This window comes from Megasphaera sp., from assembly GCF_047831605.1.
Lineage (GTDB): Bacteria > Bacillota > Negativicutes > Veillonellales > Megasphaeraceae > Megasphaera > Megasphaera intestinihominis.
On the sequence record NZ_CP181255.1, the window covers coordinates 329647 to 352467 of the forward strand.

At 54.9% G+C, this 22821-nt stretch carries 17 protein-coding genes, 1 tRNA gene and 1 other annotated feature; of the genes, 2 read left to right on the plus strand and 16 right to left on the minus strand.

Translation table 11 applies throughout. The annotated features are described in order from the left end of the window. Positions 1 to 2 precede the first annotated feature (2 nt). Together leuC and ACFWUB_RS01655 are read right to left on the minus strand one after the other, a co-directional pair. Positions 3 to 1262 (minus strand): 3-isopropylmalate dehydratase large subunit, encoded by a 1260-nt coding sequence (leuC, locus tag ACFWUB_RS01650; RefSeq protein WP_416184089.1) that lies wholly within the window; start codon positions 1260 to 1262, stop codon positions 3 to 5. A gap of 115 nt (positions 1263 to 1377) precedes the next feature. Further along, positions 1378 to 3120, minus strand: a complete 1743-nt coding sequence (locus ACFWUB_RS01655) for a 2-isopropylmalate synthase (protein WP_294024684.1) — start codon at positions 3118 to 3120, stop codon at positions 1378 to 1380. Between the two features lie 79 nt (positions 3121 to 3199). Beyond that, positions 3200 to 3446, minus strand: a binding site (T-box leader). A gap of 250 nt (positions 3447 to 3696) precedes the next feature. Here ACFWUB_RS01655 and ACFWUB_RS01660 point away from each other — a divergent pair. Further along, a complete protein-coding gene (locus tag ACFWUB_RS01660; RefSeq protein WP_302511593.1) occupies positions 3697 to 5178 on the plus strand; it encodes a DEAD/DEAH box helicase in 1482 nt (493 codons plus the stop codon). A gap of 138 nt (positions 5179 to 5316) precedes the next feature. On the opposite strand, the gene rsmA is transcribed toward ACFWUB_RS01660, so the two are convergent. The 11 genes from rsmA to ACFWUB_RS01715 form a co-directional block, all read right to left on the minus strand. Next, a complete protein-coding gene (rsmA, locus tag ACFWUB_RS01665) occupies positions 5317 to 6174 on the minus strand; it encodes a 16S rRNA (adenine(1518)-N(6)/adenine(1519)-N(6))-dimethyltransferase RsmA (protein WP_302511591.1) in 858 nt (285 codons plus the stop codon). Continuing rightward, on the minus strand, positions 6175 to 6720 hold the full coding sequence (gene rnmV / locus ACFWUB_RS01670; RefSeq protein WP_020311233.1) for a ribonuclease M5: 546 nt from the start codon (positions 6718 to 6720) through the stop codon (positions 6175 to 6177). Further along, positions 6713 to 7963: an aminotransferase class I/II-fold pyridoxal phosphate-dependent enzyme gene (locus ACFWUB_RS01675; protein ID WP_416184090.1), complete on the minus strand. Its 1251-nt coding sequence runs from the start codon at positions 7961 to 7963 to the stop codon at positions 6713 to 6715. The genes rnmV and ACFWUB_RS01675 overlap by 8 nt, the downstream gene beginning before the upstream one ends. Positions 7964 to 8361: 398 nt before the next feature. After that, positions 8362 to 9291 (minus strand): tRNA (adenosine(37)-N6)-dimethylallyltransferase MiaA, encoded by a 930-nt coding sequence (miaA, locus tag ACFWUB_RS01680; protein WP_416184091.1) that lies wholly within the window; start codon positions 9289 to 9291, stop codon positions 8362 to 8364. Then, positions 9279 to 10067, minus strand: coding sequence for a class I SAM-dependent methyltransferase (locus ACFWUB_RS01685; protein ID WP_416184092.1), 789 nt, complete (start codon positions 10065 to 10067; stop codon positions 9279 to 9281). Before ACFWUB_RS01685 ends, miaA begins: the two co-directional genes overlap by 13 nt. A 17-nt stretch (positions 10068 to 10084) precedes the next feature. Beyond that, positions 10085 to 12169, minus strand: a complete 2085-nt coding sequence (gene mutL, locus ACFWUB_RS01690; RefSeq protein ID WP_416184093.1) for a DNA mismatch repair endonuclease MutL — start codon at positions 12167 to 12169, stop codon at positions 10085 to 10087. Beyond that, positions 12166 to 14739, minus strand: a complete 2574-nt coding sequence (mutS, locus tag ACFWUB_RS01695; protein WP_416184377.1) for a DNA mismatch repair protein MutS — start codon at positions 14737 to 14739, stop codon at positions 12166 to 12168. Before mutS ends, mutL begins: the two co-directional genes overlap by 4 nt. A 38-nt stretch (positions 14740 to 14777) precedes the next feature. Further along, complete coding sequence (miaB, locus tag ACFWUB_RS01700) at positions 14778 to 16106, minus strand: tRNA (N6-isopentenyl adenosine(37)-C2)-methylthiotransferase MiaB (protein WP_416184094.1); 1329 nt, start codon at positions 16104 to 16106, stop codon at positions 14778 to 14780. Between the two features lie 257 nt (positions 16107 to 16363). Next, positions 16364 to 16519: a type II toxin-antitoxin system RelB/DinJ family antitoxin gene (locus ACFWUB_RS01705; protein ID WP_416184095.1), complete on the minus strand. Its 156-nt coding sequence runs from the start codon at positions 16517 to 16519 to the stop codon at positions 16364 to 16366. Between the two features lie 29 nt (positions 16520 to 16548). Next, the gene (locus tag ACFWUB_RS01710) at positions 16549 to 16764 is read right to left on the minus strand and encodes a hypothetical protein (RefSeq protein WP_020311226.1); all 216 of its coding nucleotides are present in this window, start codon (positions 16762 to 16764) and stop codon (positions 16549 to 16551) included. Positions 16765 to 17038: 274 nt separating this feature from the next. Next, on the minus strand, positions 17039 to 18163 hold the full coding sequence (locus ACFWUB_RS01715; protein WP_020311225.1) for a DUF362 domain-containing protein: 1125 nt from the start codon (positions 18161 to 18163) through the stop codon (positions 17039 to 17041). A 151-nt stretch (positions 18164 to 18314) separates the two neighbouring features. On the opposite strand from ACFWUB_RS01715, the gene ACFWUB_RS01720 reads away from it, so the two are divergent. Next, a tRNA-Ser gene (locus tag ACFWUB_RS01720) sits at positions 18315 to 18403 on the plus strand. A 102-nt stretch (positions 18404 to 18505) separates the two neighbouring features. On the opposite strand, the gene ACFWUB_RS01725 is transcribed toward ACFWUB_RS01720, so the two are convergent. The 3 genes from ACFWUB_RS01725 to ACFWUB_RS01735 all read right to left on the minus strand — a co-directional run bounded on the left by ACFWUB_RS01725 (position 18506) and on the right by ACFWUB_RS01735 (position 22555). Then, positions 18506 to 18664: a hypothetical protein gene (locus ACFWUB_RS01725; protein WP_020311224.1), complete on the minus strand. Its 159-nt coding sequence runs from the start codon at positions 18662 to 18664 to the stop codon at positions 18506 to 18508. Between the two features lie 635 nt (positions 18665 to 19299). Continuing rightward, positions 19300 to 21114, minus strand: coding sequence for a translational GTPase TypA (gene typA / locus ACFWUB_RS01730; RefSeq protein WP_302681499.1), 1815 nt, complete (start codon positions 21112 to 21114; stop codon positions 19300 to 19302). Positions 21115 to 21247: 133 nt separating this feature from the next. Then, positions 21248 to 22555: a serine dehydratase subunit alpha family protein gene (locus ACFWUB_RS01735; RefSeq protein WP_292105716.1), complete on the minus strand. Its 1308-nt coding sequence runs from the start codon at positions 22553 to 22555 to the stop codon at positions 21248 to 21250. Between the last annotated feature and the right edge of the window lie 266 nt (positions 22556 to 22821).

The following is a 22821-nucleotide window of genomic DNA, read 5'->3' on the forward strand; positions in this document are numbered from 1 at the left end:
GATTAACGGACCTCCTTCGGTGCGGCAATCTTGCCGAGAATCGCACTGGCTGCAGCGACCTGCGGGCCAGCCAGGTAGACTTCGCTGTCGACGTGACCCATGCGGCCGCGGAAGTTGCGGTTCGTCGTGGAGACACATTTTTCACCAGCCGTCATGATGCCCATGTAGCCGCCCAGGCAGGGACCGCACGTCGGCGTCGAAACGGCACAGCCGGCAGTGATGAAGGTTTCGATGTAGCCGGCCTTCATGGCTTCCATGTAGACGTGCTGGCTGCCGGGGATGACGATGCAGCGCACGTCAGGATGGACTTTATGGCCTTTGAAGATGTCCGCAGCGATCTTCAAATCTTCCAGACGGCCATTGGTACAGGAGCCGATGACGACCTGGTCGATCTTGATGTCGCCGAAGGTGCCGATGACCTTGGTGTTTTCCGGCAGGTGCGGGAAAGCGACGACGGGTTTCAATTCAGACAAGTTGATTTCGACAGTCCGGCTGTAATGGGCGTCGTCGTCAGCCGTGACGATGTCGTAGCCATCGGGGACGCGGCCCTTTTCATAGGCTATGGTCTGTTCATCGACAGGGAAGATGCCGTTCTTGGCACCGGCTTCGATGGCCATGTTGGCAATGGTGAAGCGGTCGGTCATATCCAGAGCGGCGACGCCTTCGCCCGTGAATTCCAGGGACTGGTAGAGAGCGCCGTCGACGCCGATCATACCGATGAGGGTCAGCATGACGTCTTTGCCCGTAATGTCATCGGGTTTGGAGCCCGTCAGATGGACATTGATGGCATCGGGGACTTTGAACCAGGCCTTGCCTGTAGCCATGGCGACGCCTAAGTCCGTCGAGCCGACGCCAGTGGAGAAACCGCCCAGGGCGCCATACGTACAGGTATGGGAATCGGCGCCGATGGTCAGCATACCGGGAGCGACGATGCCCTGTTCCGGCAGGAGGACGTGTTCGATGCCGACGCGGCCGACTTCAAAATAATGCGTAATGCCGTGTTCCTTAGCGAAGTCGCGGACGATTTTGGCCAAACCGGCGGACTTGATGTCTTTGTTTGGCGTGAAGTGGTCCGGGATCAAAGAAATCTTGGTCTTATCAAAGACGGGCTTGCCGATCTTGTTGAACTGGGCAATGGCCGGAGGGGCCGTAATATCATTGGCCAGGACCATATCGAGATTACAAGTAATTAAATCACCCGGTTTCACCGAGTCGGCGCCGGCATGTTTTACCAGGATTTTCTGCGTCATCGTCATACCCATATGTATATACACTCCTTATTATTTCACTAAAATCCAATACAGATAAGTTTCTATCATGCTTGAGTTCGATGTGAGTGGCTTTCAATTACACTCCCCTCACATCAAACATCATACTTTAATGCTGGCCCGACGTGGCTTTGAAAGCCGTAATCGTATCCGGCGTGGATTTGAGGGCCCGGAACTTGACGCGCTGAGCCATGCCGTCCATGCGGTTGATGGCCGTCATGAAGGCGAAGATGGAAGCCGTAATGGTATCCGTATCGACGCCGGCGCCCCAGGTCGTATGGCCTTCTTTATCGGTCAGGCCGAAGTAAGCGATGCCGCGGGAATCGGAGTCACGGTCCAAATCGTGTTCGCTGTAGACGAGGTTGCTGAACTCGATGCCATAGGCCTTGCAGACGGCATTGCTGACGGCATTCAGCTGGCCGTTACCGGCCCCTTCGAGGACGACTTCTTCGTCGTTGGCGCGGACCAGGACTTTGCCGACCCATTTATCGCCTTTCTTCTTGAGCGAGAAGTCTTCGACTTTCAGCGGCGTATCGGCATTGAGGTAGTTCTTCTGGAAGACGTCGTAGATTTCGGCCGGTTTCAATTCCTGATGCTTGTGGTCCGATACTTCCTTGACGAAGTAGCTAAAGTCTTCGCGCATCTTCTTCGGCATGTCGATGCCGTAATTCTGTTCCATGACGAAACCTACGCCGCCCTTGCCGGACTGGCTGTTGATGCGGATGACGTCGGCATCGTACGTGCGGCCCACATCATGCGGATCGATGTACAGGTACGGGCAGGTCCAGTACTGTTCGTTGTTTTCCTTGCGGAAGTGCATGCCCTTGGCGATGGCGTCCTGATGAGAACCGGAGAAAGCGGCGAAGACCAGCTGGCCGGCATAAGGCTGACGCGGATGGACATGCATGCGGGTCACTCGTTCATACGTTTCCACCAGTTTGGGCATGTTCGAGAAATCCAGGCCCGGGTCGACGCCTAAGGCATACATGTTCATGCCGATCGTGACGATATCGGCATTGCCCGTCCGTTCGCCATTGCCGAACAGCGTACCTTCGACGCGGTCGGCGCCGGCGAGCATGGCCATTTCAGCATCGGCGACGCCCGTACCGCGGTCATTGTGGGGATGGACCGATAAGATAACGTTGTCGCGGTATTTCAGATTCTGCGACATATAGGCGATCTGCGAAGCGAAGACATGAGGCATGGACATCTGGACCGTCGACGGCAGGTTGATGATGGCCTTGCGGTCAGCCGTCGGTTTCCAGACATCGAGGACGGCGTTGCAGACTTCCAGAGCGTATTCCGGTTCCGTGCCGGTGAAGCTTTCCGGCGAATATTCAAAGCGGAAGTTGGCACCGGCTTCGTCGGTCAGGCGCTGTAACAATTTCGCACCGTCTACAGCAATCTGTTTGATTTCTTCCTTCGATTTGCGGAAGACCTGCTGGCGCTGGGCGAAGGACGTGGAATTGTAGACGTGGACGATGGCGTTCTTGACGCCTTTCAGGGCATCGAAAGTCTTGCGGATGATGTGTTCCCGGGCCTGGGTCAGGACCTGGACGGTGACGTCATCGGGAATCATGTCGTGGTCGACTAAGTAGCGCAGGAATTCAAATTCCGTTTCCGACGCAGCCGGGAAGCCGACTTCGATTTCCTTGAAGCCCATGGCGACCAAGACTTTATAGAATTCAATCTTTTCTTCAAGGCTCATAGGAATGATGAGGGCCTGGTTGCCATCGCGCAAATCGACGCTGCACCAAATGGGCGCTTTATCGGGATATTCTTTCTGGGCCCAGGACATATCGACAACAGGGGGCATAAAATAACCTTTTTTATAATGTTCTACGTTTTTCATACTGCATCTCTCCTATGATCATGAAATAAATTTAAAATAAATCATTACACAATCAAAATAAAAAAAATCTTTCATCTCGAAAAGAGACGAAAGATTATACTTACGCGTTACCACTCTAATTCCTATCCGAAGATAGGCTCTCAACAGGTACGGACATACGTCGATACCCTCCTGTCTGTTAACGGCCAGGCCCCGGCTCCACCTACTCCTTTCGTTTCAGCGAGCTGCTTAGAGATGAGTTCTGTTCCGTGCCGCTGCTGCCTCACACCATCCGGCAGCTCTCTGGAAACATTCCGGAACTTACTAGTTCTCTTCAACGCATTTTTTATTTTGGATTGTTTGTCTGTTGACGTTTTGTATGTTATCATACCCTTTTGTAATTTGCAAGGCTTTTTCCAGAACTTTTCCAAATATTTTTAGCTTAAACGTGATACTTTATTTAATAAAATGCCGTGAAGACGGGTTTAACGTTTATCTTTACATGTAACGATTCTTTGCAGGATGCGTCGCCTCCCCCCTATCTTTTTCCCCTTATTAATGCTATAATAAATAAGTTACACAACAAGGAGGAAGTACATGTTAGAAAAATTCCAAAATTTGAATATTAGCGAAGTCATTATCCGTGCCCTGAATGAAATGGGCTTTGAAGAACCGACACCGATCCAGGCTGAATCGATTCCCATCGCCATGAGCGGCAGCGACATGATTGGCCAGGCCCAGACCGGTACGGGTAAGACCGCAGCCTACGGCATCCCGGTCCTGGAAAAAATCCTGAAAGCCGAACCGTCCAAGGATATCCAGACCGTCGTCCTGTCGCCGACGCGTGAACTGGCCATGCAGGTTGCCGAAGAACTGAACCACCTGGCCCAGTTCACCAACATCCAGGCCCTGCCGATCTACGGCGGCCAGGATATGGAACGCCAGCTGCGCCGCCTGCGCAAATGCCCGCAGATCATCGTCGCCACGCCGGGCCGCCTCATCGACCACATGAAACGCGGCACCATCGATTTGAGCCACATCACGACCATCGTCCTCGACGAAGCCGACGAAATGCTGGACATGGGCTTCATCGATGACATCAACCTCATCATGGCCGCTACGCCGAATACGCGCCAGACCCTGCTCTTCTCGGCTACCATGCCCAAGCCGATCCAGCAGCTGGCAGAAACGTTCCTGCACGACCCGCTCATCATCCGCATGAAGGCCAAAGAAGTCACGATGGACCTCATCGAACAGTCCTACATCGAAGTGCCGGACCGCCAGAAATTCGACATCCTCTGCCGTCTCCTGGACCTGCAGGAACCGGACCTGGCCATCATCTTCGTCCGCACCAAACGCCGCGTCGACGAAGTGTCGGAAGCCCTCAAGAAGCGCGGTTACTCGGCTGAAGGCATCCACGGCGACCTGACCCAGGCCAAGCGCGATACGGTCATCCGCCAGTTCCGTGAAAAGACCATCGACATCCTCGTCGCTACCGACGTCGCCGCCCGCGGCCTCGATATCAGCGGCGTTACCCACGTCTTCAACTACGACCTGCCCCAGGACCCGGAAAGCTACGTCCACCGCGTCGGCCGTACCGGCCGTGCCGGCCAGAGCGGTGAAGCGACGACCTTCGTCATCCCCCGCGAAATGGAACACCTGCGGACCATCGAACGCCTCATCAAGCGCCGCATCACCCGCCGCAAGGCCCCGACCTTCTCGGAAGCCCTGGAAGGCGCCCAGCAGGCCGCCATCCGCAGCCTGATCACGACGACAGAAGAAGGCAACTTCGGGACGTATAAAGAAAATGCCGAAGAACTCCTGTCCAACTACGACTCGGCCGCTCTGGTAGCCGCAGCCATCAAGCTCTTGACCAAGGAACCGGACACGACACCGGTCAAGATTACCGAAGAAGCGCCGCTCCGCAGCCGCAACAACCGCGGCGACCGCAATAACCGCCGCTACAACCGCAACGACCGCCGTGGAGACCGCCGCAATCGCAACAACAACCAGCGCCGTGAAAACAAACAACATAAAGAAGCGAATCGTTCCGTATTCAAGCCTTATTTCAAGGATTGAGAAAAAGGACCTGCCGCAATGCGGCAGGTCCTTTTTTGTAGGGGCGCCACGTGGGGCGCCCCTACAAATGTCTTACAGCGAGCACCTACAAATGCCCTCCAGGCACCTCTCCTATCAGGAAAGGCCAGTTACGAACCACTAGCCATGAATAATCTCGCTCCAGGCGTTGGCGATGTCGGCGAATTCCTGGAGAGACAGTGTTTCCCCGCGGCGTTTGCCGTCGATGCCTGTTTTTTCCAGGACCTGGGCGATTTGTTCCTTGCTCATGCCCGTGTTTTTCAAGGCGTTGGAAAAGGTCTTGCGGCGCTGCTGGAAGGCCGCTTTGACGACCTGGAAGAAGCGCTTTTCGTCGATTAAATCGACAGGCGGCTGCTGGCGGACGTCCATGGCGACGACGGCCGACGTGACTTCCGGTGCCGGCATGAAGCATTTCGGCGAGATTTCAAAGAGCATCTGCGGCTGCGTATAGTACTGGACCGACACCGACAGAGCCCCGTAAATCTTATGGCCCGGTTCGGCTACCATGCGTTCGGCCACTTCCTTCTGGACCATGACGACGATGCGCTTGATGGGTAGCTTCTGTTCCAGGAGCTTCATGATGATCGGCGTCGTGATATAGTAGGGCAGATTGGCACAGACCGTGAAGGGCTGGTGATTCATGACTTCTTCAATGTCGATGCGCAGGATGTCGCCGTGGACGACGCGCACGTTGTCATAGTGTTCCAAGGTCTTGTCGAGGACGGGCAACAGATGGTCGTCCAGTTCGACAGCCGTGACGGCTGCGCCCGTTTCGGCCAGGGCCTGGGTCAGGGTGCCGATGCCCGGCCCGATTTCCAGGACCGGATCGCCCTCCCCGATTTCGGCAGCGTCGGCAATGTCGTCGACGACGGCGTGACGGATGAGAAAATTCTGGCCCAGTTTCTTATTCATGCGCAGGCCAAAGCGTTTGACGACGTAGCGGACGACGTCGGGATTGGACAAGTCGACTTCTTTCATTTATTTCACCTCGTGGATCTGACGGAGGGCATCATCCCATTCGTCACGGGTGACGCCGTAATGGTTCAAGCGTTTCAAAAACTGTTTGGCATTGCCATAGCCGATACCCAGGATGGCGCCGACTTCGGCCCGGCGGTCGGCCGCATCAGGCGTCCCGTTGAGGCCAGCAGCGGAAATGTCCTGCATGGTAAAGGTCGCCTGCGGTTCATACGTCGCACAGCGGACTTTGGACAAGGCCAGGCGGATGGCTTCCGGCGAGGCCTGTTCGACGCCCAGGTCGTTGTTGGCAATGGCATCTTTCCTGGGGATAAAGGCGTGTTTGGCATTAGGGAAGCGGTCGGTCAGGAACTTGCGGATCTGTTCGCCGGCCCGGTCGGGGTCGGTCAGGATGATGATGCCCCGCTTTTCATAAGCACAGCGGATCTGTTCCAGCGTGTGAGGCTTCAAATTGAAACCATCTGTCGTAATCATATCGACGTCGATGTGACTGGCCCGGATGCGGGCGACATCGGACCGGCCTTCGACGACGAGGACTTCCTTAATCATGAGCGGCTCCTTCCCGGTGTTCGGCAATGTACTGGGCTGCGCTGAGGATGGCCAGGACATTGTGTTCAAAGACGATGCCGCCTTGGAGATAAATCATGTACGGGTCGCGGATCGGGCCGTCGGCCGACAATTCGATAGACGAACCCTGAACGAAATCACCGGCGGCCATGATGATCTTATCGGCATAGCCCGGCATATCGTCGGGAATGGGTGTGACGTGGGCGTCGACAGGCGAGAAGGACTGGATACCCTGGCAGAAGAGACACATGTTCTGTTCGTTTTCCAGGTAAATGGTCTGGATCAGGTCGACGCGCGGGTCCTGGACGGCCGGCGAGACCTTGAAGCCCATCTTTTCAAAGACAGCCGCTGCAAAGACGGCCCCTTTGATAGCCTGAGCCGTAACGTGCGGTGCTATGAAGAAGCCCTGGAAAAAGAGGCGGTAGCCGGCTGCATAGGAACCGAGTTCGTCGCCCAGGCCCGGAGCCGTCAGGTAGTCGGCTGCGGCGTGGACCAGTTCTTCCTTGCCGGCAATATAGCCGCCTGTGGGAGCAATGCCGCCGCCGGGATTCTTTATGAGCGACCCGGCGATGATGTCGGCACCGGCTTCAATCGGTTCTTCTTCAGCAGCAAATTCGCCATAACAGTTGTCGACGAAGCAAATCGTCTTGGGGCTGACCTTCTTGACGACGGAAATAATAGAACGGATATCATCAATCGTCAAGGATGCCCGCGTGCTGTAACCGCGGGAACGCTGGATGAGGACCAGTTTCGGCTGCTTTTCGGCGACGGCCGCTTCAATGCCGGCCAAATCATAGGCGTTGTCCTTCAAGGGGACTTCCTCATAGCGGACGCCCTTTTCCTTCAAAGAGTGCGGCGTTTCATGGGTATAGCCGATGACGCCCTGCATCGTGTCATAAGGCGCCCCGACGAGGCTCATCATGAGATCGCCGGTCTGCAACAGGGCCAGCAGGACCGTCGCCAGCGCATGGGTCCCCGATACGAAGTGGGGCCGGACAATGGCCTTTTCGGCCTTGAAGACGTGGGCAAAGACTTCATCGAGCTTTTCCCGGCCCATGTCGCTGTAGCCATAGCCCGACGTACCGGCAAACTGGTACGAAGAAATCTGGGCTTCCTTATAAGCGGCCAGGACTTTCGCCGTATTATGGAGACAAATCGTATCAATGCGTTCAAACTGGTCCGCACATTCGGCCAGCGCTTCTTTTCGTAATGTTTCTAAATCCAAAGACAATGTCATGATTCCTTTCTATAATGAATGTGTAAGTTAGTGGCTAGTGGTTAGTGAATAGTAGTTAGGGGTTAGGGGCTAGTGGCTCTCCTCATAGGAGAGCTGTCAGCTCTGCTGACTGAGAGGTTCTTCCAGACAATGAGACGCTATACCGTTCAGGACCTTTTTTCATTTCGGGCCGCCCTCCGGGACGGCCCCTACGGAGATTGCTTTTTTCCTTACAGTCCGCTGTTTCGCAGGTCGCAGGTCGCTGAAGGAAACCTCTCCGCCTTACGGCACCTCCCCTATCAGGGGAGGCTTTCGGCTCTCCTCATAGGAGAGCTGTCAGCTGCGGGCCGCCCTCTGGGACGGCCCCTACGGAGGTTGCTTTTCTACTTGCCGCCTGCGCCTTCCCGTCATGGGAAAGGCACATCCCCCAGCACAGCCTGTATCAATGCTTCTTCTCCATCGTACTGGTCCTTGTCGTACCAGTGGATATAGGGCATGCGTTTGAACCACGTGAGCTGGCGTTTGGCAAAGCGCCGCGTCCGGGTCTTGATGCGGGCTGCGGCGTCATCGAGGGGCATCTGTCCCTGGAGATACAGGGCCAGTTCCTGATAGCCGATGGCCTTCATGGACTGACAGTCCGGCGGGATGCCCTTGTCCAGCAGGTACCGCACTTCATCAGCCCAGCCGGCGGCAATCATGGCGTCGACGCGCTCTTCAATGCGCCGGTACAAGACATCCCGCGGCAGGCGCAGACCGATGACGTAAGCGTCATAGACTACATCCCGAGCCTTGCCGGCCCGGACGAAAGATTTTCCTTCGCCCTGCTCGATGGCGCTGACCAGGCGGGTCAGGCGGTGCGTGTTGGAAAACAGCTCGTGCCAGTCCGGCGGCTGCCAGTCCGTTTCTGTCTCGATATAGGCCTTCAGTTCCTCTTGACTGAGAGCGTCGATCCGCGCCTGGGCCGCTTCCTTGTCGGCTTCGGTCATGCGGGCCGTCTGGAAATCATAGCCTTCCAGGAGGGACTGGACGTATAGGCCCGTACCGCCGACGAGAATGGGTATCTTCCCCTTTCCGTTGACTTCGGCAATGGCCTTTCCCGCCATATCACAGAAGCGGGCTGCCGAATAGGGTTCGTCAGGCTCGGCAATATCGATGAGATAATGGTGATAGCGGGCCAATTCGTCCGCCGTCGGCTTGGCCGTACCGATATCCATATGGCGGTAAATCTGGTAGGCGTCGCCAGAAATGAGGTCGGTCCCGTAATGTTCGGCCAGGGCAAAACTGAGCGCTGTCTTGCCGACAGCCGTCGGACCGATGATGACCATTACTTTTTCCATGAATCACACTCCAATACGGCATAGCCAATGCGGCTGTATTTGCCGCCATATAAGGTAACCTCCGGGAAATCGCGGCAGAGTTGGCGGAAATCCCGCTCCTTGATGACGACCCGGCGCCGGGCTTTCTGCAGCGCCCGTTCAATCAGGTCCCGCGTCAGACCGCCGTGTTCCATAATGGCCCGGACGGGCTGGAACTGGCAGCTCGCCTCGACAGGCCGCTGGAACATGGGATCGAAATAGAGGACGTCGTATACGGGCCCTTCGTCGGATAATAGGTAATCGCGATAATCGCCACGGCGCAGAGAAATCCGTCGCAGTGCCGCCGTGACGTCGTCTTTCTTGTGGACAAAATGGGAAAAGCCCCACGATGTGACCGCTTCCAATAGGGGTGACACCTCCAGGGCATCGACGCGTGACCCAGCCGGCAAGCCAAAAGAAGCGACAGCCGCATCGGCGCCAAAGCCGCAGGTGCAGTCGAGGACGGTGATAGGCAGCTTGGAAGACCCCCTCCCCATCAGCGCTTCCAGCAGATGGTCGCATTGTCCTTTCCGCAAGTTCTGGATGCGTAGTTCGGCCATGTTGAGACTGAAGAAATGGCTGCCTTCCGGCCGATCTATCTGAGGCCCTCGCGACGAATAGACGAGAAAGTCCTCGCCGTATTCATCCATCAAGTCCTGGATAGTCCGCTGGTGCCGCAGCACATAAGTGAAGCCCTGACTTTTGGCCCAGGCCTTCCCTTCACTTTGTAATTTTTCTTTGGCCTTCAATGAAGGCACGACGTAAATCATATGAGTCATGTCCGTTTAAATAAATGGGCTAATTCTTTCGGTGTAAAGCGGATGATCGTCGGCCGGCCATGAGGGCAGACATAGGGTTTTTCCGTATGGAACAAATCATCCAAAAGTTGTTTCATCTGGCGGATATTGAGGCTGTCGCCGGCTTTGACAGCACCGTGGCAGGACAGATAGGCCAGGGAGCGATGACGGACCATGGCTTTATCCGGTTCTTTCTGATCGTGCAGGAGCAGGCAGATATCTTTCAGGGAATCAGCAATATCGCTGGTCTGCAAATCGCAGGGTACTTCTTCGACGCGCAGCGTCGTCGGCCCGGCTTCGGAATAGGTATAGCCCAGGTCGTTGAAGACATCCTGCCGTTCCAATAAGAGCGTCATATCCTCGTTGTCGACTTCGACGAACTCCGGCGTCAGCAACTGCTGGCTCGGCATCCGTTCGACACGCTTGCAGAACGTATCGTAGCGGATCCGTTCATGAGCCGCGTGCTGATCGACGATGTATAAATCCTGACCCTTCTTGGCAATGATGAAGCAGTCCGCCACTTCCCCTAAGGGAATGAAGACGTCGTCATCGCCGTCAAAGACGATTTTAGGCGCTGACGCCTCGGAAACGACCGACGTCGCTTCCGACGGGCCGCCCTGGCCATGCTGGGCCAAAGCCTGGGAAAACAAGGAAGAACCATCCGCAAGAGGCTCCCCTGATAGGGGAGCTGTCCGCGTAGCGGACTGAGAGGTTGCCTTTTCCCATTGCGGGCCGCCCTTTGGGACGGCCCCTACGGAGGTTGCTTGGCCACTTTCCTGCGAGCGGGCGCCCCACGTGGGCGCCCCTACATGGGCTTGCTGCGGGCCGCCCTTTGGGACGGCCCCTACAGAGGTTGCCTGGCCACTCTCCTGCGAGCGGGCGCCCCACGTGGGCGCCCCTACATGGGCTTGCTGCGGGCCGCCCTTTGGGACGGCCCCTACAGAGGTTGCCTGGCCACTCTCCTGCGAGCGGGCGCCCCACGTGGGCGCCCCTACATGGACTTGCTGCGGGCCGCCCTCTGGGACGGCCCCTACAGCATCACCGATGGTCTTGGCGATGGCTTCGGGCTTTTCCTGGGCCACCAGGGCCGTGACGATGCTGTGGTAGATGGCGCGGTAGACGGCTTGTTCATCAGAGAATTTGATTTCCGTCTTAGCCGGATGGACGTTGACGTCAATCGTCGCCGGGTCGACGTGGAGGTGGAGCATGGCAAAGGGATAGCCCGATTTCGGCAGCATGGCATGATAGGCATTGTCAATGGCCTTGAACATCAAAGGATTATGGACGATGCGGTGATTGACGATGCACGTCTGCCAGTTGCGGTTGCTCTTTAAGACCGACGGCTTGCCTACATAGCCTTCCAGGCTGATGCCGTCCTGGTCGGCAGAGACGGCAAAGACATCGCGGGCGACGTTGGCCCCGTAGATATTGGCAATCGTTTCCCGCAGGTCCCCTGTACCGCCGGTCTTCATCGTCGTCCGGCCATTATTGGTAAAGGTAAAGGCAATAGCCGGATTGGCTAGAGCCAGTTTAGTCACCATTTCAGAGATTTTCGAACTTTCTGTCCGTTCGCTCTTGAGGAACTTGCGCCGCGCCGGCGTATTGTAAAAGAGGTCGCTTACTTCCATCGTCGTTCCGACCGGGGCACCGGCCTGATCTTCTGCTGTAATTTCGCCCCCATCGAGGATGAGGTGCGTGGCAAAATCGTCGTCAGCCTGGCGCGTCGTAATCTGCATGTGCGATACGGCAGCAATACTGGGCACGGCTTCGCCGCGGAAACCCAGAGACGTAATGGCAAAGATATCTTCGACAGAACTGATTTTGCTCGTGCCATGACGGATGATGCACTTATGGGCATCTTCCGGGCTCATACCGCAGCCGTCGTCGGTGACCCGCATATAGGACTGGCCGCCGTCGGCGATTTCCACTTCAATGGCATGGGCACCGGCATCAATGGCATTTTCCACCAATTCCTTGATGCACGACGCCGGCCGTTCAACGACTTCGCCGGCAGCGATCTTATTGCGCGTCGCTTCATCTAAGACATGAATGATTGAACTCACTGGATCCCACTTCCTTCTTTGGCATCTTTTTGCAGATTATATAAGAAAGAAATCGCTTCAATCGGCGTCATACTGCTGACATCGACACTGAGCAGCTTATCGATGACGGGACTGGAAAAGAGACTGTCCCCCATCGGTGACGGCGCCGGATTCACAGGCGCCTTGGCCGGGACGGGTGCTCCGCCGTTCTTTTCCAAGTCTTCCAAGATGACGTCGGCCCGCTTGAGCAGGCTTTCGGGCAGCCCGGCCAGACGGGCGACGTGCAGGCCATAGCTGCGGTCGGCCCCGCCGGGAATGATGCGCCGCAGGAACTTGATGTTCTTGCCCCGTTCCTTGACGGCGACGGTATAATTCTTAATTTTCGGCGAATCGTCGGCCATGGCGATGAGTTCGTGATAATGCGTCGCAAACAGCGTCAAGGCGTGGATATGCTTCAGGCAGTATTCGATGACAGCCCTGGCGATGGACATGCCGTCAAAGGTGCTCGTCCCGCGGCCGATTTCGTCGAGGATGAGCAGGCTGCGGCTAGTCGCATGTTTCAGGATGTACGACACTTCCTTCATTTCCATCATGAACGTACTCTGACCGGTGAGGATATCATCGCTGGCACCGATGCGGGTAAAGATGCGGTCTACCGGGCAAATAGACCCTTCCTTGGCCGGAATGAAGGAGCCAACTTGAGCCATGAGGACCAACACGGCGACTTGGCGCATATACGTCGACTTACCGGCCATATTCGGTCCGGTAATGACCAGGATTTCATGGTCTTCGTGGTTCAAAGTGACATCATTGGGGACGAACAATTCATCTTTCAAATACTTTTCAATAATGGGATGACGGCCGTCCTTGATGGAAATCGTCGCCTTCGTGTTGAGGCTGGGACGGACGTAGCGGTTGTCATAAGCCGCGCAGGCCAGGCTGTACAAGCAGTCGATGCGGGCAATGGCCCGGGCCGTTGCCTGCATGGCCGGGATATGTCCCTGGATCTGACGGCGGATGTCGCCGAAAAGCTTGTATTCCAAAGCCAGCATCCGTTCCTGGCTGGTCAGGACTTTGACTTCAAACTCCTTCAATTCCGGCGTGATATAGCGTTCGGCATTGACCAGGGTCTGCTTGCGTACGTAATAATCGGGAATGGGTTTGGTATTGGCATGGGAAATCTCGAAGTAATAGCCAAAGACTTTGGTATAGCCGATTTTCATCTTGATGCCCGTCTTTTCCCGTTCCTTCTCTTCCAGTTCCTGCAAAAAGGCATGGCTGTTGGCCGCAATGGAGCGGATTTCATCGAGTTCCGGCGAAAAACCATCGCGGATGACGCCGCCGTTGCGGATGACCAGGCCCGGTTCGTCCTTGATGCCCCGGCAGAGCAGGTCATAGACGTCGTCATGAGTCTGCAAGCGGTCATTGAGGCTGTGCAGGAGGTCGGCACTGGCACCGGACAGGACCTGTTTCAGCTGCGGGATGACGGCCAGGGATTCCCGCAGGGCTACCAGGTCCTTGGGGCTCACGGTCCCCGTTTCGATGCGGGTCAGGATGCGTTCAAAATCGTAAATCCGGTCCAGCACGTCTGCCGTGTCCTGGCGCATGATTTCGTGGAGGACGAAATCTTCGACGGCATCCTGGCGGCGCGTAATGTCGGCAATGCGGATGAGCGGCGCTTCCAGCCACTTGCGCAGGAGCCGGCCGCCCATAGCCGTCTTAGTCTTGTCCAGGACATCGAGGAGCGTCCCCCGGCGGCCGCCGTCGCGGACGTTCTGCGTGATTTCCAGGTGGCGCAGGCTGGCCGCATCGACGACCAGACGCCGTTCATTATCGATATGTTCCAGCGAATTGATGTGGGAAATATCGGACTGCATGACGTCACTGACATAGGCCAGGAGCATGCCGATACACTCGCCGGCCACCGAGGCAGCGGCAAAGTCTTCCGGCGGGAAATAGGACCGGGCCTGTTCCCGGTAATCGACACTGTCATCGGCAGGAAATTCCGTAACCGTACACTGGGCCAGGTGGCTGCGCAGGTATTCGCGGACGGCATCCATATCCTTCCCCATGTGGGCGTAAATGAGCTCACTCGGTTCGTAGACGGCCAGGATGTCGAACAGGGAATCTTCCATGACCGACGCCGCACAGTCGGCCCACAAACATTCGCCCGTCGTGACGTCCATGAGGGCGATGGAAAGGATGGCATCGCTTTCGGTCAGGCAGCCGATGTAATTGTTCTTCTTCGACGCCACGGCATTCTCCAGGGTAATCGTCCCCGGCGTGATGACCTTGATGATCTTGCGCTTGACCAGCCCCTTGGCCAGCTTCGGGTCTTCCATCTGTTCACAGATAGCGACTTTATAGCCTTTGTGGACCAGCCGTTCGATATAGGTGTCGGCCGAATGGAAAGGTACGCCGCACATGGGGACCTTCTCTTTATTGCCGCCAGCCCGGCCGGTCAGGGTCAGGTCGAGTTCGCGCGACGCCGTCAGGGCATCGTCAAAAAACATTTCATAGAAATCGCCGAGGCGGAAAAAGAGAATCTTATCCTGGCACTGCTCTTTGACTTCCATGTACTGCTGCATCATAGGCGTTAATTTTTTTCCTGCCAAAGTCTCACCTTCCTTTAGTGCACTAAGTGACCTTTGAGGACCCACGTCTGGCCTTTGTCGACCTGGACCGGCACGGTATCGCCGATGGCGACGGAACCGTCATTTTCCCAGATGATCATCTTGTTGCCCGTCGTCCGGCCAAACCAGTGATTAGCATCATTCTTAGTCGGTCCTTCGACGATGACATCATAGACATGGTCTTCCATTTCTTTATTCTTGGCTAAACTATAGACGTTCTGTACTTCCATCAGGCGCTGAAGGCGACGGCTCTTTTCTTCCTGCGGAATCTGGTCTTCCATCTTCGCTGCCGGTGTCCCCGTCCGCGGCGAATAAATGAACGTATAAGCCATATCGTACTGGACGCGTTTGAGCAGGTTCAGCGTATCTTCAAACATGGCTTCCGTTTCGCCAGGAAAGCCGACGATGATGTCCGTCGTCAGGACCAGGTCGGGCATGCGCTTGCGGGCATAGTCGACGAGTTCCAGGTAATGTTCCACCGTGTAGCCGCGGTTCATCTTCTTCAAGAGCTCGTCAGAACCGCACTGGATGGGCAGATGCATGTGGTTGACGACCTTTTTGCTGTCGGCAATGGCGTCGATCATGGCAAAAGTCATATCCTTGGGGTGGCTGGTCATGTACCGGACCCGTTCGATGCCGTCGATATCGTCGACAGCGGCGACGAGCTTGGAGAAATCCGTGCCGTCCTTGAGGTCCAGGCCATAGGAATTGACATTCTGGCCGAGAAGGGTGATTTCCTTGTAGCCTTCAGCAGCGACCTTCTTGATTTCTTCGACAATGGCGTCGATGGGACGGCTCACTTCACGGCCCCGGACATAAGGCACGATACAGTACGTGCAGAACTTGTTGCAGCCGTTCATGATGGGGATCCAGGCAAAGAATTTCTGGAAGCGCTTGACCGGCATATCATGGAAAGCCGGCAGGGTCATGTCGGCAGCCATATAATGGTCGGCCTTGCTGCGCCGTTCCCGGATGAGCTCGATGAGCTTGTGGATATTGTGCGTACCGATGACCAAATCGATGTGCGGCGCCCGCTTGAAGAGCTTATCCTGCCATTCCTGGGCCATGCAGCCCGTGACGGCAATGATCAAATCGGGGTTCTGCTTCTTCAAATGCTTGAGTTCGCCGATTTTCCCCAGCGTCTTGTCTTCCGCCGTTTCGCGGACACAACACGTATTGATGAGGATGACATCGGCTGTATCCAAATCTTCCGTATTGTGATAGCCCAGCTCCTCCAACTGACCGGCATAATGCTCACTGTCAGACATATTCGCCTGACAGCCATAAGAAATAATATGATAAAATCGATTGCTCTGAAAATCCATGTATTCTCTCCGTTTTTCACAAAAATCATAATTTAGGGTTTACAGTATATAATACCATATATAGGCCGCCCCTGTGAAGGGCTTTTTAGGGGCTCGTGGCCCGCAGGCCGCCGGTCGCAGTTCGCAGGCCGCCGTGAATCCTGTGCCCAGCCGGGATTTATGACGAACGATATCTGCTAACCCCTGACCCCTAGCTGCTAACAGCTTGAAAGGACTTGTCGCCGTGCGACAAGCCCTTTCTCCTTACTCTCTCGATTCTATTTTTTGCTCGAAGCCTTTATTTCAAAGGGAATCCGTTGTTCCCGGACGGTTGTCTTGATGAACAAATGGATGGCTGCCGTCATGCTGATGCCGGCAGCATCGCAAAATGCTTCAAACTCCTGTTTGAGGTCTGAATCGATACGAAAAGACAATCCTATCTGTGCGATGATACTCCCCTCCTCTACTGTTTTGCTTCGGGAATGACGCGGACTCGTTCGATCGTCGGTTTGCCATTCTTATCTTTGGCAATCGTATCGATGCGGATGTGTTTCATTTCCGGCGAGAATTCTTTCGCTAATTTATCCAGCGTGCCGTCCTGGCTCAAAGCCGGGTTGGAAGCGGCACCGGCCATGATGGCCCGGTACACGATGGCAGCAAATTCATAACGCGTCATCATGCGGTCGCCGTCGAAGTTCCCATCGGGATAACCCGTCAGGATACCGGCCTGTTTCAGCTTGGTAACGTATTCTTAAGAAGTATATCTTCACATAAAAAAACGCAGGAACCAAACCGGCGCCCCTTCCGGTTTAGTTCCTGCGTATTTATAGACTCCACTGTCTAAAAGGCGAATCGTGAATATACATTTATCCTTTATGGAATTACACTATAGCAATATACTTGCTATAATAGTAATCATAGATTTTAACTCAAACTTTAGTAGTTAGCTTTAATCAGCGGACGCGGACGAGTTCGTATTCCCGTGTGCCTAAGCCGATTTTTTCAGCGTGTTCCAGGGTCGTCTTCCAGTCGACATTAGGATTGCTGTCGAGGAAGTGATCGTGATGGTGCTGCCAATCGGGTTTAGCCAGGTTATCCGACAACTGGCTGTTGGGCATAGGAGCGGCTTTCATGCAGGCATCGGCACAAGCCTGGTCGAGAGCGACCGGGTCGAAGGAAGCGAACATGCCGATGTCCGGCAGGATAGGTGCATCGTTTTCGGCATGGCAGTCGCAGTTCGGCGAAATGTCCATGACCAGGTTGATGTGGAAGCACGGGCGGTCCTGGCAGACGGCCTGGGCGTATTCGGCCATCTTGCGGTCCAGTTTTTCATTGGCATCCCATTCGACAGTCTGAATGGCATCAAAAGCACAGGCGCCGATGCAGCGGCCGCAGCCTTTGCACAAGTCTTCGTGGATGTGGGCGACGTTATCTTCATAAGTGATGGCGTCAGAACCGCATTCCTGAGCGCAGCGATGACAGTTCTTGCACTTGCTTTCGTCAACTTTCGGTTTGCCCGACGAATGCTGTTCCATCTTGCCGGCGCGGCTGCCGCAACCCATGCCGATATTCTTGATGGCGCCGCCAAAGCCCGTCATTTCATGGCCCTTGAAGTGAGCCAGGCTGATGAAAACGTCGGCATCCATGATGGCCCGGCCGATTTTCGCTTTTTCGACGTATTCGCCGTTCTTGACCGGCACTTCGATTTCATCGGTGCCGCGCAGGCCGTCGCCGATGATGATCTGACAGCCCGTAGTGACCGTATTATAACCGTTGAGGTTGGCACAATCCATGTGTTCCAAAGCGTGCTTACGACTGCCCGGATAGAGCGTATTGCAGTCCGTCAGGAACGGCCGGCCGCCTAATTCCTTGACCAAATCGGCCACGGCTTTGACGTACTGCGGGCGCAGCGAAGCCAGACAGCCTAATTCCCCAAAATGCATCTTGATGGCGACGAATTTTCCTTCAAAATTGATATTTTCAATACCAGCCTTCTTGCAGAGCTTCTGCAGTTTCTGTAAATTATTTTTCCCCGGACGGCAGCGGAAGTCCGTGAAATATACCTTGGCTTTTTCCATATTTTTACCACCTAACAATAAGATACTTTCATTGTACCACCTGAAGTACACTCTAAGTCAACATTTTCTTTGTAAACCAACTGTCAAAAATAAATATGCAAAAAAACTTGACGGATAGCGCATACCATGCTATACTAGCAAAGTACCTTATGGAGCGGTATCGAAGTGGTCATAACGGGGCTGACTCGAAATCAGTTAGGCCGAAAGGTCTCGTGGGTTCGAATCCCACCCGCTCCGCCAAATCAAAAGCGCACTGATAAGCCATTCATGGAACTTATCAGTGCGTTTTTTCTATAACAAGTACATCTTCTAGGATAATTTCTATCAATATTTGCTCGTGTTTCATCGATTTTCTAAGTCCCTATAGGCTTTTTCATTGCGTTGAAACATGAGATGAGAGGCCTTACGGATTTTTTCTTTTATTTCTTGATTTCCTTTGCTGGTAAGAAGTTTTCTTGTCTCAGATTCCTTGATTACTTTGGCAGTATTAGATAAATTCATGACATTCATCTCCTTACATACATTCTTACTCACTATAAGTGATATTAACTTACTATAAATAAGTATATCACAACTGACGAAGTATTTACTATTCAAGCATCAAAAAAAGAGGCTGTCGCATGAAGACAGCCGGATTTGTTTTTTTCAGATTTTTTGTTCAGCCCTAATGGATACGGCTACCTGGCCCCTGGTGGGTGACATTGCGGGAACGTCCTCGGTCCGGCACGGTCCGGGTAGGCCGTGCCGGATGCCGTGCGTGCTATTTGCGTCCGGCGTGCTGCTTTGTTTGAGCGCAGCGAGTTTCAGCACGCCAGCAAATGGCACTCTCGGCAAGAGGAGTGGAGCACGCGAACCCGCCAGGGGCCAGGTGGCCGATGCCAACCTCTTCCGAAGAACCCCTCAGACCGCCGTTGGCGGCCAGCTCTCCTATGAAGGGGAGCCTTTGGGCGCTCCTGCGCCTGATTTTCAGAGTCTATTACGGCAAAGCCGCTTCTGAGTCCGAGCAAACAGTCCCTGAAAAATGACCATAAAGCTATGATATTTTTGCATACAGAAAAAGAGCCTGTGCACGATTACGTGCGACAGGCCCTCTTTTTGAGTATTAAGTTTGCAGTTTATAGTTTTTAGTAAAAAGCTTACTGCTGCGCACGGCGCATTGCTTTTTTACGATCGTGTTTGTCGAGGATGGCTTTACGGATACGGATGCTCTTCGGCGTAACTTCTACGAGTTCGTCGTCGTTGATCCATTCCAGAGATTTTTCCAAGCCCATTTCCTGCGGCGGCGTGAGGCGGAGTGCTTCGTCCGATGCGGAGGAACGGGTGTTGGTCAAGTGTTTCTTCTTGCACGGGTTGACGTCGATGTCGACGTCGCGGTTGCTTTCGCCGACGACCTGGCCAAGATAGATTTCTTCACCCGGTTTGATGAACATCGTGCCGCGGTCCTGCAAGTTGAAGATGCCATAGCTTGTCGTCGTGCCCGATTCAAAGGCAACTAAGCTGCCGCGGGTACGGCCCGGGATTTCGCCTTTCCAGGGAGCATAGCCGTGGAAGACGTGGTACATGATGCCATTGCCCTTGGTAGCGGTGAGGAATTCGCTGCGGAAGCCGATGAGGCCGCGGGCCGGAATGATGAATTCCAGGCGGGTGTAGCCGGAAATATCGGTCATGTTGACCATTTCGGCTTTACGGGTACCGAGTTTTTCCATGACAGCGCCCATGAATTCAGGCGGAACGTCGATGGTGAGGGCTTCCAGCGGTTCGCATTTCTGGCCGTTGATTTCCTTGGTGATGACGCTCGGTTTGCCGATCTGGAGTTCATAACCCTGACGGCGCATTTCTTCGATGAGGACAGCGATGTGGAGTTCGCCACGGCCCGATACTTTGAAGGCATCGGCACTGTCGGTTTCTTCGACGCGCAGGGATACGTTGGTCTGGACTTCGCGGAACAGGCGGTCGCGAAGGTGACGGCTGGTGACGTATTCCCCTTCCTGGCCGGCAAAGGGGCTGTCGTTGACGTAGAAAATCATGGACAGCGTCGGTTCGTCGATGTTGATTTTCGGCAAAGCTTCCGGGTTCTGCGGGTCCGTAACGGTTTCGCCGATCTTGAGGTCCGGGATGCCGACGATGCAGGCGATTTCGCCCATAGCGGCTTCATCCTGTTCGACACGTTTCAGGCCTTCATAGGTATAGACGCGGCCAATCTTAGCTTTGCGCTGGCTTTCGCCGTCAGTGACGACGACAGCCTGGTTCGGATGCATCTTGCCGCGGACAATACGGCCGATAGCGATTTTACCGACATAATCATCGTAGTCCAAGGTCGTGACCATGAACTGCAGCGGGCCTTCAGCGTCGCCTTTCGGGCACGGGCAGTATTTGATGATGGTCTTGAACAACGGTTCGAGGTTGTCGCTGTCGTCATCCATGGAGTATTTAGCAATGCCGTCACGGCCGTTTGCATAGACGACAGGGAAATCGAGCTGTTCGTCCGTAGCGTCGAGTTCCATGAACAATTCGAGTACTTCGTCTTCGACTTCAGCGACACGGGCACCGGGTTTGTCGATCTTGTTGATGACGACGATCGGTTTCAATTTCTGTTCCAAAGCCTTGCGCAGAACGTATTTCGTCTGCGGCATCGGGCCTTCAAAAGCATCGACGAGGAGCAGTACGCCGTCTACCATGTTCAGTACACGTTCTACTTCGCCGCCGAAGTCAGCATGCCCCGGGGTGTCGACGATGTTGATCTTGACGCCTTCGTGCATGACAGATGTATTTTTGGACAAGATTGTAATGCCGCGTTCACGTTCAATATCCCCAGAGTCCATGACACGTTCTTCGACTTTTTCGTTAGAACGGAAAACATGGCTCTGTTTGAGCATGGCATCGACCAGTGTCGTTTTGCCATGGTCGACGTGGGCAATAATTGCAATATTACGAATATCTTTGCGTTCCATCTAATGTCCTCTCTCTCATTAACAAATATTAGATTGTATATAACTAGGTTAGTATAGCATGGATTGCTCAGAAATGCAAAGCCGCCTGCTGAATTTATTGTCAACAGGCGGTAAAATATCAGATAGTTTCTGCCTAAGCTTTATTCTTCTGGAGCATGATCTTTAAGATTTCATCGTCTGTCTGCTGCATCCCGCGGGAAGCCAGGAGGCCGACGTTCTTCAGACATTCTTCGGCTGCATTGGCCACTAAGCCGTCCGTACCCTGGACGCGCACGTCATTGAGGGCCAGGAGGACCGCTTCATAGGCCGCATGGACCGACGCCGACACCTTCATGGAACAGCTGTTGGCCGCGCCGTCGCAGACCATGCCGACGATGGACCCGGACATGGTGGCCAGGGCCTTTTCGATGACCTGCAGCGGGTCCTTTTCGGCCAGCAGCCAGGCCATGCCGGCAGCCGCCCCCATGGAAGCCGTGACGGTAGCACAGAAAGCCGATAATTTCGGCAGATAGCCGTGGGCATAAATGGCGACCATGCTGGACAAGGCCAGCGCCCGCAGCCGCCGTTCCGGCGTGACACCGAGCGAATCGGCGACGACCGTCACGGGTTCTGTCGCGGCGATGCCCTGATTGCCGGAACCGGAATTGGTCATAGCCGGGAAAGCCGCCCCGCCCATACGGGCATCGGAAGCGGCGACCGTGCGGATCTGGATGCGATGGGACAAATCATCGGACAATAAGTCTTTATCGACCATCTGCTGCAAGGTATAGCCGATCTTCAGGCCATATTTCCCCGTCAGGCCCTCCTGCGACAGCTGGTCGTTGAGCCGTTCCGCCTCCTGCAGGAAGGCGATGTCGGCCAGCGGCACGTGTTCGGCAAAATCGACGATATCCGCCAGGGTCAGCGTATGGAGAAAAGCGATTTTCGGGTCTTCCCCGCTCCCCGCTTCCGTCCGCTGGTCCAAGAGGACCTGGCCATCCTTTTCCACGAAGACGATGTTCGTATGGTCGTCGGTGATGACGACGCGGACGCGGTGGTTTTCGCCATAGACGACGGCTTCGGCATAGAGGACATGAGGCGTATCTTCCCGGACGGACACAGTGACTTTACCATCGGCGACGTACTGTTTGCCCAAGGCGACGACGTCTGGCGTCAAGGCCTTCAGGACCTGTAATCCCGCTCCGGCGTCCCCGCCGAGGGCGCCGACGGCAGCGGCAATATAGAGCCCCGGCGTCCCCGTGCCCGGTACGGTGACGCCCATGCCGTTCTTCATCAGATTCGCCGACACGCGGGCATCGACGAAGCGCACGGCTTCGCCCAATTCCCGGGCCGCCGTCGCCGCCGCATAAGCCAGGGCAATCGGTTCCGTACAGCCCGTCGCCGGCGTCACATCCTGCTTGATGATGCCGATCATCTTGTTCCACATAGCATTTTTATCCATAATTATCCCTGCTTTCTCCTATAAATAGGTATCATAACGTAAATCGTATCACGTATCTTTCTAATATCATCATAGCATGATTCCTATGAGAAAACAATATGGATATGAGGTAGTTCGCAGACCGCAGTTGGCACTTCGCCGCTCTTTTAGGTCCTTCGCATATTGCAAGAAAGAAAAAAAGAGCTGTCGCACGAAGCCAAAATGGCTTAATGCGACAGCCCCTTTTTCTGTAGGGGCACCACGCGGGGCGCCCGCTCCAAAATATG